The sequence below is a fragment of the Paenibacillus sp. UASWS1643 genome, from assembly GCF_008693195.1.
Lineage (GTDB): Bacteria > Bacillota > Bacilli > Paenibacillales > Paenibacillaceae > Paenibacillus > Paenibacillus amylolyticus_B.
In genome coordinates this window covers 23,065-41,182 of the sequence record NZ_VXKZ01000093.1, presented here as the reverse complement: position 1 = coordinate 41,182, position 18,118 = coordinate 23,065, and the positions used below count along the sequence as shown (strand labels likewise).

The following is an 18,118-nucleotide window of genomic DNA, read 5'->3' as shown; positions in this document are numbered from 1 at the left end:
CATTGCTGCAAAATGCTTACATTAACATTTGCGGGTCTACATCCAGACTAATAAGCAATTTCTGTGCCTGAACATCATCGTCCATGCGCCGGGCCGTTGCCAGAGCGAGTCCTATGGCGTCTACATCCCCCCGCCATTTTATCATACATTGGAATCTGTATCTATTCTTGATCCGAGGAATCGGAGACGCTACCGGCCCTAGTACATCAAAGGCATCATTGCTGAATCGATCCAGACTGCCGAGCCATCCGGCCGCATTAGCCTTCTCTTTCAGTATTCGCGTATAGTTCTCGGCAAGACGAATCAATACCGGAAGCTGCTCATGCGAAAAGGTCACCAGAATCAGGCGACAGTAAGGCGGATATTGCAAATTGCGACGGTGCAGCAATTCCTCACGTACAAACGACACGTAGTCATGCTGACTCGCATGGCCAATGGAGTAGTGTTCCGGCGTATAGGACTGAACAAACACTTCACCAGGCAATTGGTGCCGACCAGCTCGGCCAGCTACCTGTGTTAATAACTGAAACGTCTTTTCCGCAGCACGGAAATCAGGTAAATTCAACGCTGAATCCGCTGTTATTACGCCAACCAGGGTTACATCCGGGAAATCAAGCCCCTTCGCAACCATCTGGGTGCCCAGCAATACATCCGCCTTTTTCTCACGAAACTGTTTCAGCAGCTTCTCGTGAGCCCCTTTTTCCGTTGTTGTATCCACATCCATCCGAATGACCCGAATACCCGGGAAGAGCTTGGCAAGCTCTTCCTCGACTCGCTGCGTACCTGTACCAAAGTATCGAATATGCTCACTTCCACAGTCCGGACACACTTCCGGAGCCGCTTCCGCATACCCGCAGTAATGACAACGGAGATTATTCGAGCGCTGATGGTACGTCAATGAAATATCACATTCCGGACAACCTGCCACATATCCACAACTTCGGCACATGACAAAGGTCGAATATCCACGGCGATTCAGCAGAAGCACCGTTTGTTCACCACGTTCCAAACGCTCCTCCAGCCCTTTATGCAAAGCCCTGCTGAACATGGAGCGGTTGCCATCCTTCAACTCTTCACGCATGTCAACGATCCGCACTTCAGGCAGTTTGTTCCCTAGTGCTCGTGTTGGCATCTCCAGCAAGAGTGGTGCAAAATCATCATTACTCTGCGAGCGTGCCGCATAATAACTTTCCAGCGAAGGTGTCGCTGAACCCAGAACAACTACGGCCTGGTGCTGCTGTGCTCTTTTTACCGCTACATCACGGGCATGATATTTCGGCGTTTCCTCCTGTTTGTAGGAAGTCTCGTGTTCCTCATCCATAATGATCAACCCAAGCCGACTGAACGGAGCAAATACAGCTGAACGCGCCCCAATCGCAACCTTCACCTGACCCTCACGAATCTTGCGCCATTCATCATAACGCTCACCGCCAGACAGACGACTGTGCATAACAGCAACCTGGTCCCCAAATCGCCCTTTAAAACGTTCTACCATCTGTGGTGTGAGTGCAATCTCGGGCACCAGAACGATAGCTTGCCGACCCTGCTCGATGCATTGTTGAATGGTTTGAAGATAGACTTCCGTCTTGCCACTTCCGGTAACACCATGTAACAAAAACACCCCATGGCGTTGTTCCTGCAATCGGCCATTGATATTGTCGTAGACAAGTTTTTGTTCATCGGTCAGAACCAGCGGTTCAGTCGCTTTGAACTTCCTGCCCTGATAAGGGTCACGAAAGACCTCAACGTCCTCGGTGACGATCAATCCCTTTTCCTCAAGCCCTTTAATCGTTGCGGCCGATACCTGTAGTGTAGATAACACTTCTTTCATCGGCATGGGCAGCAGTTCTTTCATTTCCAGCAAAAAAGCCAGAATCTCCTTCTGCCGCTGTGCTTTCGCCGGGAATGAAGCAAGTGCTTCCTGAGCAGCAGCAATATCTACAGCCAGATCAACGGACTTCATCGTTTTTTTATTTAACTTGTCCTTGATGGCCTGACTTTCCAGCAGCACGCCACCAAGCAGTAATTTCTTAATTAGTGCAGCATGATTGGGATATTTTCGACTCAGTTGTTGCAGCGGTACCTGACCCCGACTTTTGACAAAACGGATGATATCCTGCTGTACTTTCTCGGTCGTAGACTCTTCTCCCCAAACAAATAACACCTCATCATCCGGTTGTGCACCCGCCATCTGTCCATCAAGTGCATCTCCCAGCGAGATGTATCGCTCTGCTTTCCCTTTCAATGCCGTCGGCACCATGACCTGCAATGACAAAATCCGGTTACTGGCATAACGTCCACTCATCCATTCGGCCAACTCAACCAAATCTTTTGACAACGGGGGAACAATGTCCAGCAACTCCTGAATCTGCTTAAGCTTGAATGTTTCATCTCCGGTACGCGGCACAAGATCAATCACGAATCCCTGTACCGTCCGATGACCAAAAGGTACACCCACCCGGCTGCCAATCTCGATCCATTCCCTCATCGATTCAGGTACCAGGTAATCAAACGGCCGGTCTGTTTCCTTCACGGGAACATCGACTATGACCTTGGCAATCTCCATATCCTAATTCCTCCCGGCAATGCGCTCCGCCGCAATCCGAAGCAACCGATGAGCCACATCGTCCTTGGCCATCACTTGAAGCTCCTCCACCAAACCTTCCCGGTCATAGATATGTACCGCGTTGGTGTCTGTTCCAAATCCTGCACCCGTGCGGGTTACGTCATTGGCTACGATCAGATCACAGTTTTTCCGTTCCAGTTTCTCACGTGCATACATCTCAACCGACTGAGTCTCCGCAGCAAAACCAATCAAAAACTGATGGCTTTTCTGTTTGCCCAGCGTTTCAAGAATATCTATATTTTTAACAAGTTCGAGCGACAACGTGTCGCCTTTCTTCTTGATCTTCTCGGTGTAAACTTCCTTTGGACGATAATCGGCAACTGCCGCCGCCTTAACCACGATATCAGCATCGTCCCACTCGCGTGATACGGCTTCATACATATCCTGTGCAGACTGTACAGGGATCAACTCAATGTTCTCCGGTGGCTCGGCTTGGGTATTGCCCATAACCAATTTCACATCTGCCCCCAGATCACGCGCAGCTGCGGCTATGGCAAATCCCATTTTGCCAGATGAATCGTTCGTAATGTATCGTACTGGGTCAATGCGCTCAATCGTACCGCCAGCCGTAACAACAACCTTCTTGCCATGTAACAATGGAGCTTGTCCCTGCCGGCTAATGTCTGCAGACTCGCGCTGTTCAAAGAAACGTTCCACCACATCCACAATGCTCTCCGGTTCTTCCAGACGTCCCTTGCCCACATATCCACACGCAAGCAGACCTTCACCCGGTTCAATCATCATGGCGCCCCGTTCAACAAGCAGGTTCATATTATGCTTTACAGCTGGATGATCATACATATGTACATTCATCGCTGGAGCAATCATGACAGGGGCTGTCGTCGCAAGAAGAGTCGTTGAGAGCATATCATCTGCCATGCCATGCGCCATCTTGGCAATCACATTGGCAGTTGCCGGAGCAACCAGAACAAGATCCGCCAGATCGGCCAGATGAATATGAGATACGACTGCTGGTTCACGCTCATCAAATGTATCGGTATATACGGTGTTTCGGGTCAACGTTTGCAGCGTCAATTCGGTAATAAACTGTGTAGCGGAAGCTGTCATAATCACATGAACATCCGCTCCCTTTTGCACCAGTCTGCTGCATAATGTTGCCGCTTTGTAAGCGGCTATGCCGCCAGTCACACCAAGCACGATTTTTTTACCGTTCAACATGTTTATTTCCCCCGATATTTATACGACGTCTAAGTAAGATTCCGTTAAAATATGCTTATTCGTAAAAAAATAACAACCTCGCGGTTGTCAATTAATCCGGCTTGCGCCGTATGCAGTTGAAGAGCAGCCGCAGGCGGCTTACTCTTCTTCTTCGTCCTGTCCTTTGATGACAACGAGCAGGTCTCCATAGATTTCTTCCAGTGCAACGCCAACTTGTTTATGGGATCTCGCACCTCTTAAATCCGTTTTTTCACCTTCACGTAGCTGTCTAGCCCGGCGGGAAGCAGCAACAACAAGGGAATACTTGCTGTCGACTTTGTTCATCATTTCATCAATAGAAGGATACAGCATATTAACAAACACCTCTTCGCATTAGTATAATCGCAAGTTGCCGCCTGACAGAACTGATGTGGCATGTCTTCACACCCGGGCATTCCGAGAAGGAGTGCTTCAGTATATGATATGACAACTGCCCCACTTATATCGCATTCTGCAGCGGCAAAAGGGATTATTTATTGATCTTACAATGTTCGGCGATTATGATGCTTTCTATTCTCTTGCACGCCAAATCAATTTCATCATTAACAACAGCGTAATCATACTGCTCCAGCAGACTGATCTCATCAACCGCCACGGACATCCGGTGATCAATGGTCGCTTGGCTTTCGGTACCACGGCCCTGAATGCGATCTTTCAGCTCGTCCAATGAAGGAGGAAGCAGGAAAACAAAGATCCCTTCCGGGAATTTCTCTTTCACTTTTAACGCGCCTTGAACCTCAATCTCCAGAATGATGTCGCGGCCTTCGTTAATCGTTTTCTCTACAAAATCACGCGGTGTTCCGTAATAATTACCAACATACTCCGCATGTTCCAACAATTGATCTTCAGCAATCATGTTCTGGAACTCTTCATGACTTCTGAAGAAATAGTTCACACCATGTTCTTCACCAAGACGAGGCTGACGGGTTGTCGCCGATACGGAATAGATCAATTCCGGCACCCGTTTGCGCAAAGCGCTGCATACAGTACCCTTTCCGACCCCAGATGGGCCGGACAACACTACCAGTAATCCCTTAGACATATTACACTCCATTTTATTCGTCGTTATCATCATCTTTCGAAGAAAGACGATGGGCGACCGTCTCAGGCTGAACTGCAGACAAAATGACATGATCGCTATCCGTAATAATTACGGCACGAGTACGTCTTCCGTACGTTGCATCAATCAGCATGTGACGATCTCTTGCCTCTTGTATAATTCTCTTGATCGGCGCAGATTCCGGACTCACGATGGATATAATCCGGTTCGCCGATACGATGTTACCGAATCCAATGTTAATGAGTTTGATTGCCATAATCAGGTTCTTCCCCCTATACATGCGACTCTTTTGCCGAAATTTGGCCGTTCATTCGATATTCGCAGCTTGCTCACGAATCTTCTCCAGCTCCGCCTTCATCTCGACAACACGATTCACCAGAGCCAAATGGTTGGCTTTTGATCCAATCGTATTGACTTCCCGATTCATCTCTTGAATTAGAAAGTCCAATTTACGACCTACAGGCTCATCACTCTTCAGCAGTTCCCTGCTCTGTCCAAAGTGACTCTGTAGACGCGTAAGCTCCTCTTCTATGTTAGAACGATCGGCAAACATTGCAATTTCCATACCCAATTTATGCTCATCAAAAGGGAAAGAGCCTTCTTCCTGCATTTCCGTAAGCCTCTGTCTTAGCTTGTTGCGGTAATCACTTACCACAGTCGGTGCAAGATCAAGCATCTCGGTATGCAGTGACTCCAGACGGGTAATCCGCCGTTCCAGATCACTGGCCAGATGAAGACCCTCGCGAGCGCGCATCTGTTCAAGGCTGGACAGAGCCTCTTTCAATCCTTCCTGCAGAACTCGCTCCCATTCGTCCTTCTGCTCTTCGGAAATGGAACTTGTCCCATCCGAATGAACCATGACGTCCGGCAGCCCAAGCATATCCACAATACTTGGTTTGCCCTGCATTCCATATTGGGTCTCCAGTTGCTCTGCAGCCTGCAGATAGGCCCTGACCGTCTGTTCATTCAGAACAGCGGGAAGAGCCTGGTCTTCCTCTTTTTCTTTCATTACATAAACATCAATCCGCCCACGTTTCAAACGACTCTGTACGATTTTCCTCAAACCGTCTTCATAATACGTCCACTCTCTTGGCAGACGCATCATCACTTCGCAATAACGATGATTAACAGATTTGATCTCTAATTGTACCTTATAGCCGCCAAAATGAAAGGCGGATTGACCGTATCCGGTCATACTGAATGACATCGGCATCACATCCGTTTTACTATTGTAATTGATTATTAGGGTTGAAACAAGTAGGACATTGATGCTCCGACTTCTCCCATACGTACTGAGTCAGTTCGGCCGTCATACCGTAGAACATAAACGGTGTCATAAGATAGATCCCTTTGAAATGCGCTGTTGCTACGTCCAGCAATTCTTTGGCAATTTTTACCCCCATCGCACGGCCTTCTTCGCCTTCCAGACCTGCCATACGGGAACGTACTTCATCCGAAAGCTGAATTCCGGGAACCTCGTTGTGCAGATACTCTGCATTCCGTCCACTCGCCAGCGGCATTACACCTATAAAAATGGGCACATCCAGATGTTTGGTCGCTTCGTGCATTGCTACAATCAACTCAGGATCATAGATCGGTTGTGTCATGATGTAATCAGCGCCAGAGGCAATTTTCTTCTCCAGACGTTGTACAGCTTTCTCCAAGTATTTCACATTAGGATTAAATGCTGCTCCGATGACAAAACCAGCTTTCTGCTTCAGCGGTTTACCTGAGAAAGCCACACCATCGTTCAACTGTTTGATCATGCGTATGATTTCAAAAGAAGTCAGATCGTACACCGAGCTTGAACCCGGCAGATCTCCAAACCTTGCTGGATCTCCTGTTACAGCCAGTACATGATTAATCCCCAGAGCATCAAACCCCATCATGTGTGACTGCGTTCCAATCAGATTCCGGTCACGGCAGGCAATGTGCACCAATGGACGAAGGCCCGTGCGATCCTGAACAAGGTGACCCAGCGCCATGTTGCTCATCCGTGTAACCGCGAGTGAATTATCGGCCAATGTCAGGGCATCTGCTCCTGCTGCTTTTAATGTCTCGGCACCTTTCATGAACTTGGCAATGTCCAAGTCACGCGGCGGGTCAAGTTCAACAATGACCGTGTGACGCTGCTTGACCAGATCGACAATCGTAGGCTGACCTCCACGTCCGGAACGCTCATCCACATGTTCATGCAGCACAATACGCGGTTTGGATTCTGACGGATCAGGCTCCAAAATAGGCGAAGGTATATAGTCAGCAAGCGCCTCTTTCATAGCGGTAATATGATCAGGTGTCGTACCACAGCAACCGCCGATAATACGAGCGCCCAGTTCGGCAAATTGCACTGCCGTCTGACCAAAGTACTCCGGAGTTGCACCATAACGGAACTGGCCATCTACATAATCTGCTGCACCCGCATTTGGATAAACAGACATTGGAATACCAATACGTCCGGAGACGGTTTCCATGGCACGCATAATCCCGTTTGGACCTGAGCGACAGTTAAAACCAATGACGTCCGCGCCCTGCTCCCGCATAATCCGGAAGGCTTCAGGCATCGTATATCCGTCCAGTGTATGTCCTACATCCTCTACAGCGAACTGTCCAATTACAGGCAAATCACTCAGCTTGCGCGCTTGTAAAAGGGCAATATCCATTTCCTCGATATCATAAAAGGTTTCAAGCAAAATGCCATCCACGCCTTCATCAAGCAGTGCAGAGATCTGTTGTTGATAAAAGCGCTTCAGTTCACTCGTTGACACGTTCGTCCGCTTGCCCCCTCGAATGGAACCAACTGCACCAAGCACATAACCGGTATCCCCAGCTACCTCTTTGGCAATGCGTACGCCGGCACGGTTCACGTCCTCCACCTTGGACTCCAGACCGAACTTGGACAACTTGTCGTAATTGGCAGAATACGTATTTGTTTCAAATATTTCTGTACCTGCATCCCGATAACGGCGATGTACATCCGCCACTACTTCAGGTGAAATCAAGTTCAATTCTTCATATGAAATCCCCACTGGGAACCCCATTTGGTACAGAAATGTTCCCATGGCCCCATCTCCAACGAGAACCCGTTCCTGCATAACTTTGCGCAAATCCGCCTTCATCCCATTTCCCCCCGCCTAGCTGTGATCATTTACATACTAATGTAACACAAAAAACGCTAAAAAACGAAGAAAAACAAAGGTTTTTGTTGAATATCCAGCTCATAAGGACTTTCTTTCCACATAACACCCAATATGTCTCTGTACAGGAGACACGCACTGTCCTTAAACAAAAAAAAGAGGCCCGCAAGGCCTCTTGGGTTACACCGTTCTCTTATTATGATGTAATTCCCTTAAAAACAACTTCAGCCGGTCCAGTCATGTACACATGATTGTCAGCTTCGTTCCACTCAATGTGGATATCCCCACCCTTGAGGCTGATGACTGCTGTACGATCTGTATGTCCATTCAGGACAGAGGATACCAGTGTTGCACAAGCTCCGGTTCCACAAGCAAGTGTTGGGCCCGCTCCGCGTTCCCATACACGCATGTCCACATATCCACGGTCACGAACTGTTGCGAATTCCACATTGATTTTTTTTGGAAACATGGGATGCACTTCAAGAAGTGGGCCCCAAGTTGTGAGATCAAAATTAACAGCATCATCAACATAGATAACCGCATGTGGGTTACCCATGGATACGGCAGTGAATTTGAACGCATGTCCATTTGCTTCAATGTAGTGATCAACCACTGGGTTGGCATCCACCGTTGTAGGCACTTGAAGACCGTTCAGGATCGGCTCACCCATATCGACACGAACCGTTTCCACTTTACCATCACGAATGTTGAGACTCACAGGTTGTACCCCTGCACCAATCGTTTCAATGGTGATCTGCTCCTGGTTCACGTGACCATGATCGTATACATATTTGGATACACAGCGGATGGCATTACCGCACTGCTCTGCTTCCGAACCGTCCGAATTCATGATGCGCATCTGAAAGTCCGCCTTCTCCGAAGGCAGTATATAAACCAGGCCGTCCGCACCGATGCCAAAGAAACGGTTGCACCATTTCACAGCCAATTCTGCTGCATCTGCCGGAAGCTCCTTTTCACCAAATACAACGATAAAATCGTTACCAAGTCCATGCATTTTCGTAAATTCCATAATCTTGCCCACTCCTTTTGGCAGTCTGCTGCCAAAGCTATATTCTTGCTCTTCTACAGGATTACCATAGAAATTCATATTCAACATTTACACAAAAAAAGCTATCCTGCAAAATGCCAAAGCTTCCGCTTCGAATCATTTTGAGGATAGCATAACGAAATAGGTCAGGAAAAGGTATTGATTTTATGCCGAAAACTTTGTACTTTTCGGTACGAAGCGGCCAGAACCACCCATACGGCGGCGGTTACGACGACCACCCCACACGCTGCCTGCGCCCATAAGGAACGTTGGAATGCCCGCAGCAACGATACAGATCGCCCATTCACGCAAGCCAAGTGGTACGGTTTTAAAGATCGGCTGCAACGGTTCAACGTACATCACAACCAGCATCAGTACAACCGACGAAATCACGGCAAGAACCAGATATTTGTTCTGTAAAGGATTCCGGTGGAAGATCGAACGCGAACTACGGCAATCAAAGACATGAATAAGCTGCGCCAAAACGAGTGTAGCAAAAGCCACAGACTGTGCCTTGATCAGTTGACCCGGATTATCCGGTGCAGCCTGAAGGGTAAGCCAGAACGCTCCGAGTGTACATAATCCAATCAATACACCCCGGCTGACGATTTTCCAACCCAGTCTGCGGGCAAAAATATTTTCCTTGGCACCACGGGGTTTGTGTTCCATCAAATCTTTCTCAGGCTGATCTACCCCGAGCGCCATTGCAGGCAAACCATCTGTCACCAGGTTAACCCACAGAATCTGAATAGGTACGAGTGGTAGCGGCAAGCCCATCATCATCGCAAAGAACATTGTCAAAATCTCACCCACGTTTGATGCCAGCAAATAACGGATAAACTTGCGAATGTTCTCATAAATATTACGGCCTTCTTCAATGGCAGCCACGATCGTTGAGAAGTTATCATCACTCAGAATCAGCGCCGAAGCTTCCTTCGTGACATCTGTACCCGTAATGCCCATCGCGATCCCGATGTCTGCTGCTTTAATGGCTGGGGCATCATTGACTCCATCACCCGTCATGGCAACGACATGCCCTTTGCGCTGCAATGACTTCACGATGCGAAGCTTATGTTCAGGAGATACCCTGGAGAACACGTATATGCCCTCTACCTGTTTATCCAGTTGCTCGTCTGTCATGCCTGCCAGCTGCTGACCACTTAAGGAGGCACCTCCACGTGGAAGAATCCCGAGTTGATGAGCAATGGCTTCTGCCGTTGTTCCATGGTCACCTGTGATCATGACAGTTCGTATCCCCGCCTTGCGGCATGTGGCAATCGCATCTCGCACTTCACGACGCGGCGGATCAATCATACCTGCAAGCCCTACGAAGACAAGCTGACTCTCGGCGGCTTGTTCGTCTGCCACTTTTTCTTCCTTCCTCACTTCACGATAGGCCATTCCGAGGACACGCAGTGCTGCTCCAGCCATGCTCTCGTTAGCTGCCATCACTTTCTGCCGCAGCGTTCCAGTGAAAGGTACGACCTTGCCTTCCCACAAAATATAACTGCAGTGTCCGATTAACACATCCGGTGCACCTTTGGTGTAGATCATTCGGCCTCCCTGATGATGAACCAGGACCGACATGCGTTTTCGCTCCGAATCAAACGGGAATTCCTGCTGGCGGGCATACAACTCTTTGAGTCCGGCTGGAGTAAGCCCCATTTTGGAGGCCAGTGTGACCAGTGCCCCTTCCGTCGGATCACCTTTCAGCTCCCAGAATACATTGTCTCGTTGAACGGTTTCTTCTTGGAGATCACCTTTTTTTGTGTTTTTCTTGCCGTCCTTTTTGGTATCCTTGCCCTTTTTCTTGCTCCCCACCTCGCTTGCAACACTCTCGACAATACTGGCATTGTTGCAAAGCGCGCTGATCTGGAGCATTCTGCGTAGCGACTGGTCACTCTTCAGTTCTACCGTTCGACCGTTCTCCAGCATCTGTCCTTCAGGTGCATAACCATCCCCGGTAACCTTGATGTTACGTCCCTCCAGCCACACATCCGTTACCGTCATCTTGTTCTGAGTGAGCGTGCCAGTTTTATCCGAACAGATTACGGATGCACAGCCCAGAGTTTCGACAGAAGGCAATTTGCGTACTATGGCTTTACGTTTGATCATACGCTGCACGCCTAGTGCAAGTGCAATGGTTACAATAGCCGGCAGACCCTCCGGTATGGCAGCCACCGCGAGGCTGACCCCTGCCAGGAACATGCCAACGGCTGGTTGTCCGTGCAATATCCCGGCGACGACAACCATAATAGTTAATCCCAATGCGACAAAAATCAGAATTTTTCCAAGTTGTTCCAGTCTGTGCTGTAAGGGTGTTTCCTGCTCCTCCGTATTTTGGATCAGATCGGCAATTTTGCCCATCTCCGTCTCCATCCCCGTACGGATAACCACACCTTTGGCCGTACCACGAGTGACCATGGTTCCCATAAAACCAATATTCTTCTGATCACCCAGCGGAACGTCCTCATCGGCAATCGGAAGGCAATGTTTGCTTACAGGAACCGATTCCCCGGTAAGTGCCGACTCCTCCACATCCAGACTGTTCGTTTGCAGCCAGCGCACATCAGCAGGTATGCGATCCCCACTCTCCACCATGACAATATCCCCGGGCACAAGTTGTTTGGCAGCAAGATGTACTTCCTGGCCTGAACGAAGCACTTTGGCAAGAGGTGCAGACAACTGTTTCAATGCACGAAGAGATCGTTCAGCCCGGAATTCCTGTACAAACCCCAGAATCGCATTCAGTACGATAATGGCTACAATCGTTACCGCATCGAGATACTCACCCAGCAATCCGGATACCAACGTTGCTCCCATCAACACCAGCACCATAAAATCCTTGAACTGATTCAAGAGCAACGTAATCGGCGATATGCGTTTCCCCTCGCTCAGTTCATTTGAACCGGCCACTTTCCTCTTCTCTGCTACAGCTTCATCCGTCAATCCATCCTGCGGGCTGACGCCAAGAGTGTTACGAAGCTCTTCATCACTAAGTTGATGCCACTTGGTATGTTCCATGCTTCATGTTTCCCTCCCAGTCTGTATTTCATCTGCTAAATAAGCTCACATGCTTTACCGGCGTGCTGGTCGACAGGCTGTACACTATGCCGGACAAACTACCTGCTCTATATGTATTCGGACAGGTCTGTGATTAGCACCCGGAAGGTGAATCCTTTCCCTGATGGACAGAATAGGCTAAAATAAAAGTCTGCGATGTTCTGCGCAGTACCATGTTCAGTGTTCAACAGGTAAGCAACGAAGAATCTGCATCCAGTCCTTGTTTTTTTACATATCTGGTTGCACGTTTCAGTTATATAGATGAAGCATTTGGCATGATAAATGCAGGTGCTGATAGAGAGAGGAAGTGGAAAAAATGGCATTGGACGGCATTGTAACACGGGCCATTGTTCATGAACTGCAAGGCTGCATTGGTGGACGTATTAGCAAAATCCATCAGCCGAATGGTCATGACGTAGTTCTCACCCTGCGTGCTCAGCGAGGTAATAGTAAATTGCTTGTTTCGGCAAGCCCAACCTATCCCCGTGTGCATTTTACGGAAAAGACATTCCTTAACCCTACGGAAGCACCCATGTTCTGCATGCTGCTCCGCAAGCACTGTGAAGGTGCAATCATCGAGGAGATCCGTCAGATTGGCATGGAACGTATCATCCACATCAATGTGCGCCAGCGTGACGAATTGGGGGATGTTTCGGTTAAACGGATCATCATTGAATTGATGGGGCGTCACAGTAACATTATTTTGCTTGATCCCGTTACTGGAACGATTCTGGATGGCATTCATCATGTGACTCCTTCCATCAGCAGCTACCGGGTAATCATGCCCGGATTCTCATATACTGCCCCACCCGAGCAACATAAAAGTAATCCGCTCGAAGTGAGTCGTACAGCATTCGAGGACAGCTATCATTCCGCTGAGGAAGAGGCATCACGCTGGCTTGTGAACTCCTTTAGCGGTCTTAGCCCGCTAATTGCGGGAGAGATTGCTGCCCGCGGGATTGCTTCTGAAGGCACATTGAGCACTCAGGCTGTGGTTGAGGGTGAAAGCCGAGTTGAGGCTGGTGCACTCTGGAACGCTTTTGAAGCCGTGATGGGGCCTGTCAGAGATCATATCTACACGCCTGTAACCGGAACAAACGCCAAAGGCAAAATGATTTTCTCGGCCGTTCATCTTCAGAGCATTCAGGACTTGGAGAAAACCTATGACACGATGAGCAAGTGCATGGAAGATTATTACGGAGACAAGGCTGAACGGGACACGGTTAAACAGAGAGTAAGTGATCTGCTCCGTTTTCTGCAGAATGAGCGAAGCAAAAACATCAAAAAGCTGGACAATTTGAACAAGGATCTGCTGGAAGCGGACGATGCAGACAAGTTCAGACTATGGGGTGAGTTGCTGTTTGCCTCTCTGCATCAGGTCCACAGAGGGGACAAGAGCGTGGAACTTGTGAACTTCTACGATGAAGACCAAGCCAACATTACCATTCAGCTTGATCCACTGCTCACACCGTCTGACAACGCACAACGTTATTTCAAGCGTTATAACAAATACAAGAACAGTCTAGCTGTGATTCATGAGCAGCTTGGCAAAACCAAAGACGAGATTGACTATCTCGATAACCTGTTACAGCAGCTGTCCATTGCGTCAATGAACGATATTGAGGAAATACGGGACGAGCTTGTGCAACAAGGATACCTTCGTGACCGCAATAAAAAAGGTAAAAAGAAGAAGAAAAGTGACCGTCCAACCGTACACCAGTTCACCTCCTCCGAGGGGATTGATATTCTTGTGGGCAAAAACAACCTGCAGAATGAGTACGTGACCAACCGTCTCGCTTCTTCCAACGACACCTGGCTGCATACCAAAGACATCCCAGGTTCACATGTCGTTATTCGCAGTACGGACTTTGGTGAAGCTACATTGGAAGAAGCAGCACAGCTTGCTGCCTATTTCAGCCAAGCCAAGGAGTCCAGCAGTGTGCCTGTGGATTACACATTTATCCGTCATGTGCGCAAACCAAGTGGTGCGAAGCCAGGTTTTGTGATCTATGATCATCAGAAGACCTTGTTTGTCACGCCAAATGATGAATTGATCAAAAGTCTGCCATCCACGATTAAAAATGGATAAGGCTATATAAGTTGAACTAAAGATTATTTACACTGACACTGCGATGACAGAACAACCTTCCAATCGCTGTTATCCCCAGATTTTTCGATTCCCTTTTTCCAAAGGGGAAAATCCGGGGATAAAGGCGAAGCTTATGCTTCCGAAGTAGCTTTCTTGCAGAAAGCTTTTAGCTTCGCTTTTTCAGGTTTTTTCTGTCCTCTCCGTTATCGTATAAATGATTAGTTCCACTTATATAGATGTAACATTAATAATAGAAAAATCCCCTGACCATTAATGGTCAGGGGATTTTTGTGGTTGCATTACTTGTTTGAATGATATGTGAAGCTCAGCTTATTTAGCATTTTTATTGAATATTAATTCATTTATATGTATAATAATTCAATTATAATAAATAAAAATTACTTTTAAGGAAGTGTACCATGACCCTACATATCAGAGAAACTCAACCTGATGATCTGAAACCCCTGATGGCATTAATGTATGACTATGTGGTGGGATTCTACAACAACCCTTGGCCTGGTGATCAATCCATCCAGCTTTTGATCACCAACCTGCTTAATCAGCAGATCGGTGCTCAATTCGTGGCAGAAGAGAACGGGAAGCTTATCGGATTTTCCACCCTGTTCTTTACTTATAGCACGATGAAAGCAGAGCGTGTCGCCATCATGAATGATCTATTTGTTACGGAAACATTCAGAGAGGGCGAAGCAGAAGCCAAATTATTTGCACACTGTCAGCAATATACGCGTGACCATGGATGCGCATATATGTCTTGGATCACAGCAGTGACCAATGAGCGGGCACAGCAATTATTCGAACGTCTTGGGGCTACACGTGGCGCTTGGGTAAACTATTCCATTACATAGACTATTTTTAACACAAAAAAGGGACATGAATACATGAAGGTCGAGCCTACCATGTTTCCATGTCCTATACTCCTTTGATCCTAAATATACTCAATAAGCAAAAACACCCTCATTGCCAGAGAGAGCGTTGCAACGTCTCGCTTACTCTCCCTTTTGCTGTGCAGCAGCTGCCTTCAGCCTTTCCAACACATCAACCGTCACCGTCTTGCTACCAAGATCCCCATGGAAAACAACACCTTGCCGTTTGCCATGATAATCAGATCCACCTGTTTCAATAAGTTCGTAGTCCTTGGCCAGCTCACCATACCTGCGTTCCTCTTCCGGGCCATGGTCCGAATGAAACACCTCAATGCCATCTGGACGAGAGTCTTCGATGATACGTCGCACCAATTCATCATCATTATAGAGACCCGGATGGGCAATCACAGCGGCTCCACCTGCGGCTCTGATCCACTCGCACGCATCCTCTGGTGCAACACGGGGTACAGAGACGAAGCCTGGCTTGCCTTCAGCAAGATACCGATCGAATGCATCCCGCATGTCAACAGCGTATCCCTTCTTCACCAGCACATCAGCCATATGAGGTCTGCCAATACTCTCATCCGGCTCTAACGGTCGTCCCAGCTCATCCAGTACCTCCTGCCAGCTTATATCAAGCCCGAGTTCTTGCAGCTTGGCGATAATCAGATGATTCCGCTCATCTCGCGCTTCTCGTAATCCGCGCAACCGTTGCAGGAACTGCTCATCCTCTGTATTCACATAATACCCGAGCACATGAATATCTTTCCCACCAGCCCGAGTGCTGATCTCCACTCCGGCAACAACATCAATATCGTACTCTTTTCCCGCTTGTTGTGCTTCCGCTACACCGGCTACTGTATCATGGTCCGTTAGGGCAACCGCAGATAGCCCTTTTTGTTTGGCAAGCTTCACATTATCAGCAGGTGGCTGCATTCCATCGGATGCCTGACTATGCGTATGAAGATCACAGCGTCCTTGGCGCTGATTCATGAACAACAGCTCCTTTGTGTAAAATTGATTATGATTCAATCTTATCTATCATTGATGTTGCCAACTATTATGCGTTCCCCGTCTTATGTACCGACTCAGGCTGCTCCTGCTGACGAAGATAATTCAGGAAAGCGACTGCTGACAGGGGCAACAAAGACGATTTTAGATGGATGGCATAGAACTGCCTTTTGAATTCGAGTCCGCGGATATCCACAATATGAACAAGTCCCAGAGCCAGTTCATGCTGCACCGAAGAAGGAGATAACATCGTAATACCTACCCCTGCCTCCACGGCCGATTTTACCGCTCCTGTACTGCCAAGTTCCATTACAACATTCATATCCTGTGGATCAATCTTTTTCTTTTGCAATTGGTCTTCCATCACCTGACGAGTACCCGAGCCCTTCTCACGCAGCACAAAAGGATAATTCATTACATCCTCAATATTCACTTTGCTACGCTTAGCCAAATCATGCCCGGCAGGTACAATCAGTTTCAGCTCGTCCTGCATAACAGGCTCTACAATCATGTCCGGGTGGTGCACTGGCGCTTCAATCAGACCAAAATTAAGCTGGTGCTTCAATATATCATCCATAATTTGCGTTGTATTCATCACTTTCATGACAATTGAAATGTCCGGATATTGAAGTGCAAATGGTCCGAGCATGCGCGGAAGCACATATTCCCCAATCGTTAAGCTGGCTCCCAGCTGGAGTCTGCCCTGTAACATCTGGGTAAACGCCGACATCGCTTCGTCCGTCTGTCTGACCAGCTCTACACTCCGTTTCGCATGAGGTAATAAAGTCCGGCCAGCCTCGGATAATTCTATTTTTTTGGTGGAACGATGCAGTAACTTTGTCCCAAAATAGTCCTCCAATGATTGAATCTGCATCGTTACTGCCGGTTGAGTCATATGTAATGCTTGTGCAGCAGCCGAGAAACTCCCCTTCTCTGCCACCGTATAAAAAATATGCAATTGGTGAAAATTCATATCTTCGCCCCTCTTCGATTACACTCTCTACATTGTAGCCGATTTCCCGCTTGGCAACAAAAAAAGCATGCAGCTTGTCTGCATGCGATAATACTTGAATCTATGATTTCAACATATTGAATCTACTCAGGCTTACTTATGCTTGCGGCTATTTTTGACCAACGTCATTCTTCTTGAATGTCTTAACCATGAATAATATGATTTCAGGTCCCTCAACTCAATGGTCTCCGACATACGTCCCAGAAACGTAACTACAATCATTTTGTGCAGCGGGTTGCCCGCAATATCATATTCTCCTTCAAGTTCGGAAAATTCGGCGACCACCACCAGATCCTCATCAATCAGGTAGACGTCCTGTTCATTACGGTAGTATGGTGTTATACGGTCCTGCTTCAGACACTCCCATAACCACGCCGCAATATGGTCATCATCACTACGTGCAGGCTCAATACGGTCTGCATACCGCATCTTGGCATGATGGGTAATGACGATGTCGGCCACTTTCTTGTCTCCAAGAGCCACGAAAAAAGGCTCGTAGGTGCTCCAACGTTGCATCACCTTATCACGCATGGGAATCACTCTCCACCAGATAGGACTTTCTATCTATTTATTACCAAATATATTACAACATTAGTCCCGCAACCTCAAGGCGTAAGTTTAACTTTTTTTCACAATAGCCATTTTGTGCATAATTCAAGAAAAGAGCGACCCCAAAGGGTCCCTCCAGTTTCTCGTCTATATTCCGTAAAAGCTCGTTTTGTCCATCGTTTTGCTGGCATACTCGGTTTTGATCTCATTACGATACGACCGTTCGATCTTGCGCACATAGGAAAGTCGCTTCACATTTTTCATCGTATCATCAGCCCGTTCTGCATTAACATACATGACTACATAATGCATACGGCGGGAGATATAATGCACGGTGCCATATTTTTCGAGATTACGGGCAGCCTTCAAATCACTGACCCAAATAATGAATCCTGTCCTTTCCGCAAACATCATCGTTCCCCGC

Annotated in this window: 15 protein-coding genes; 2 read left to right on the top strand and 13 right to left on the bottom strand. The window is 47.8% G+C overall.

Annotated features, from left to right (window positions below; all coding sequences use genetic code 11):
- Positions 1-16: 16 nt before the first annotated feature.
- From priA to FE296_RS03980, 9 genes are all read right to left on the bottom strand, one after another.
- Complete coding sequence (gene priA, locus FE296_RS04020; RefSeq protein ID WP_124116093.1) at positions 17-2,566, bottom strand: primosomal protein N'; 2,550 nt, start codon at positions 2,564-2,566, stop codon at positions 17-19.
- Between the two features lie 3 nt (positions 2,567-2,569).
- Positions 2,570-3,805 (bottom strand): bifunctional phosphopantothenoylcysteine decarboxylase/phosphopantothenate--cysteine ligase CoaBC, encoded by a 1,236-nt coding sequence (gene coaBC, locus FE296_RS04015; RefSeq protein WP_124116092.1) that lies wholly within the window; start codon positions 3,803-3,805, stop codon positions 2,570-2,572.
- Between the two features lie 138 nt (positions 3,806-3,943).
- On the bottom strand, positions 3,944-4,156 hold the full coding sequence (gene rpoZ / locus FE296_RS04010; protein ID WP_036614619.1) for a DNA-directed RNA polymerase subunit omega: 213 nt from the start codon (positions 4,154-4,156) through the stop codon (positions 3,944-3,946).
- 157 nt (positions 4,157-4,313) lie between these two features.
- On the bottom strand, positions 4,314-4,886 hold the full coding sequence (gmk, locus tag FE296_RS04005) for a guanylate kinase (RefSeq protein ID WP_017687445.1): 573 nt from the start codon (positions 4,884-4,886) through the stop codon (positions 4,314-4,316).
- A gap of 13 nt (positions 4,887-4,899) precedes the next feature.
- The gene (gene remA, locus FE296_RS04000; protein ID WP_006209218.1) at positions 4,900-5,160 is read right to left on the bottom strand and encodes an extracellular matrix/biofilm regulator RemA; all 261 of its coding nucleotides are present in this window, start codon (positions 5,158-5,160) and stop codon (positions 4,900-4,902) included.
- Positions 5,161-5,211: 51 nt separating this feature from the next.
- Positions 5,212-6,111 (bottom strand): YicC/YloC family endoribonuclease, encoded by a 900-nt coding sequence (locus FE296_RS03995; protein ID WP_091014305.1) that lies wholly within the window; start codon positions 6,109-6,111, stop codon positions 5,212-5,214.
- Positions 6,112-6,130: 19 nt separating this feature from the next.
- Positions 6,131-8,020: a bifunctional homocysteine S-methyltransferase/methylenetetrahydrofolate reductase gene (locus tag FE296_RS03990; RefSeq protein ID WP_150364286.1), complete on the bottom strand. Its 1,890-nt coding sequence runs from the start codon at positions 8,018-8,020 to the stop codon at positions 6,131-6,133.
- A 214-nt stretch (positions 8,021-8,234) separates the two neighbouring features.
- Positions 8,235-9,068: a diaminopimelate epimerase gene (dapF, locus tag FE296_RS03985; protein ID WP_150364285.1), complete on the bottom strand. Its 834-nt coding sequence runs from the start codon at positions 9,066-9,068 to the stop codon at positions 8,235-8,237.
- 183 nt (positions 9,069-9,251) lie between these two features.
- Positions 9,252-12,110: a cation-translocating P-type ATPase gene (locus FE296_RS03980; protein ID WP_150364284.1), complete on the bottom strand. Its 2,859-nt coding sequence runs from the start codon at positions 12,108-12,110 to the stop codon at positions 9,252-9,254.
- Positions 12,111-12,465: 355 nt separating this feature from the next.
- Between FE296_RS03980 and FE296_RS03975 the strand changes: the two genes are divergently transcribed.
- Together FE296_RS03975 and FE296_RS03970 are read left to right on the top strand one after the other, a co-directional pair.
- Complete coding sequence (locus FE296_RS03975; protein ID WP_150364283.1) at positions 12,466-14,238, top strand: Rqc2 family fibronectin-binding protein; 1,773 nt, start codon at positions 12,466-12,468, stop codon at positions 14,236-14,238.
- 419 nt (positions 14,239-14,657) lie between these two features.
- Entirely contained in the window at positions 14,658-15,104 is a 447-nt protein-coding gene (locus FE296_RS03970; protein ID WP_124116089.1) for a GNAT family N-acetyltransferase, read from the top strand.
- Between the two features lie 141 nt (positions 15,105-15,245).
- On the opposite strand, the gene FE296_RS03965 is transcribed toward FE296_RS03970, so the two are convergent.
- The 4 genes from FE296_RS03965 to FE296_RS03950 form a co-directional block, all read right to left on the bottom strand.
- Positions 15,246-16,115 (bottom strand): PHP domain-containing protein, encoded by an 870-nt coding sequence (locus tag FE296_RS03965; RefSeq protein ID WP_150364282.1) that lies wholly within the window; start codon positions 16,113-16,115, stop codon positions 15,246-15,248.
- A gap of 67 nt (positions 16,116-16,182) precedes the next feature.
- Complete coding sequence (locus tag FE296_RS03960; RefSeq protein ID WP_124116087.1) at positions 16,183-17,106, bottom strand: selenium metabolism-associated LysR family transcriptional regulator; 924 nt, start codon at positions 17,104-17,106, stop codon at positions 16,183-16,185.
- Between the two features lie 132 nt (positions 17,107-17,238).
- Entirely contained in the window at positions 17,239-17,676 is a 438-nt protein-coding gene (locus FE296_RS03955; RefSeq protein ID WP_017687436.1) for a hypothetical protein, read from the bottom strand.
- A 165-nt stretch (positions 17,677-17,841) separates the two neighbouring features.
- A complete protein-coding gene (locus FE296_RS03950) occupies positions 17,842-18,105 on the bottom strand; it encodes a YlbG family protein (RefSeq protein WP_026080981.1) in 264 nt (87 codons plus the stop codon).
- Positions 18,106-18,118 lie beyond the last annotated feature (13 nt).

What these genes read in the sequence shown, in the direction of transcription:
- priA (WP_124116093.1), bottom strand. Translation starts at nt 2,566, where the DNA reads ATGGAGATTGCCAAGGTCATAGTCGATGTTCCCGTGAAGGAAACAGAC.
- coaBC (WP_124116092.1), bottom strand. Translation starts at nt 3,805, where the DNA reads ATGTTGAACGGTAAAAAAATCGTGCTTGGTGTGACTGGCGGCATAGCC.
- rpoZ (WP_036614619.1), bottom strand. Translation starts at nt 4,156, where the DNA reads ATGCTGTATCCTTCTATTGATGAAATGATGAACAAAGTCGACAGCAAG.
- gmk (WP_017687445.1), bottom strand. Translation starts at nt 4,886, where the DNA reads ATGTCTAAGGGATTACTGGTAGTGTTGTCCGGCCCATCTGGGGTCGGA.
- remA (WP_006209218.1), bottom strand. Translation starts at nt 5,160, where the DNA reads ATGGCAATCAAACTCATTAACATTGGATTCGGTAACATCGTATCGGCG.
- FE296_RS03995 (WP_091014305.1), bottom strand. Translation starts at nt 6,111, where the DNA reads ATGTCATTCAGTATGACCGGATACGGTCAATCCGCCTTTCATTTTGGC.
- FE296_RS03990 (WP_150364286.1), bottom strand. Translation starts at nt 8,020, where the DNA reads ATGAAGGCGGATTTGCGCAAAGTTATGCAGGAACGGGTTCTCGTTGGA.
- dapF (WP_150364285.1), bottom strand. Translation starts at nt 9,068, where the DNA reads ATGGAATTTACGAAAATGCATGGACTTGGTAACGATTTTATCGTTGTA.
- FE296_RS03980 (WP_150364284.1), bottom strand. Translation starts at nt 12,110, where the DNA reads ATGGAACATACCAAGTGGCATCAACTTAGTGATGAAGAGCTTCGTAAC.
- FE296_RS03975 (WP_150364283.1), top strand. Translation starts at nt 12,466, where the DNA reads ATGGCATTGGACGGCATTGTAACACGGGCCATTGTTCATGAACTGCAA.
- FE296_RS03970 (WP_124116089.1), top strand. Translation starts at nt 14,658, where the DNA reads ATGACCCTACATATCAGAGAAACTCAACCTGATGATCTGAAACCCCTG.
- FE296_RS03965 (WP_150364282.1), bottom strand. Translation starts at nt 16,115, where the DNA reads ATGAATCAGCGCCAAGGACGCTGTGATCTTCATACGCATAGTCAGGCA.
- FE296_RS03960 (WP_124116087.1), bottom strand. Translation starts at nt 17,106, where the DNA reads ATGAATTTTCACCAATTGCATATTTTTTATACGGTGGCAGAGAAGGGG.
- FE296_RS03955 (WP_017687436.1), bottom strand. Translation starts at nt 17,676, where the DNA reads ATGCGTGATAAGGTGATGCAACGTTGGAGCACCTACGAGCCTTTTTTC.
- FE296_RS03950 (WP_026080981.1), bottom strand. Translation starts at nt 18,105, where the DNA reads ATGTTTGCGGAAAGGACAGGATTCATTATTTGGGTCAGTGATTTGAAG.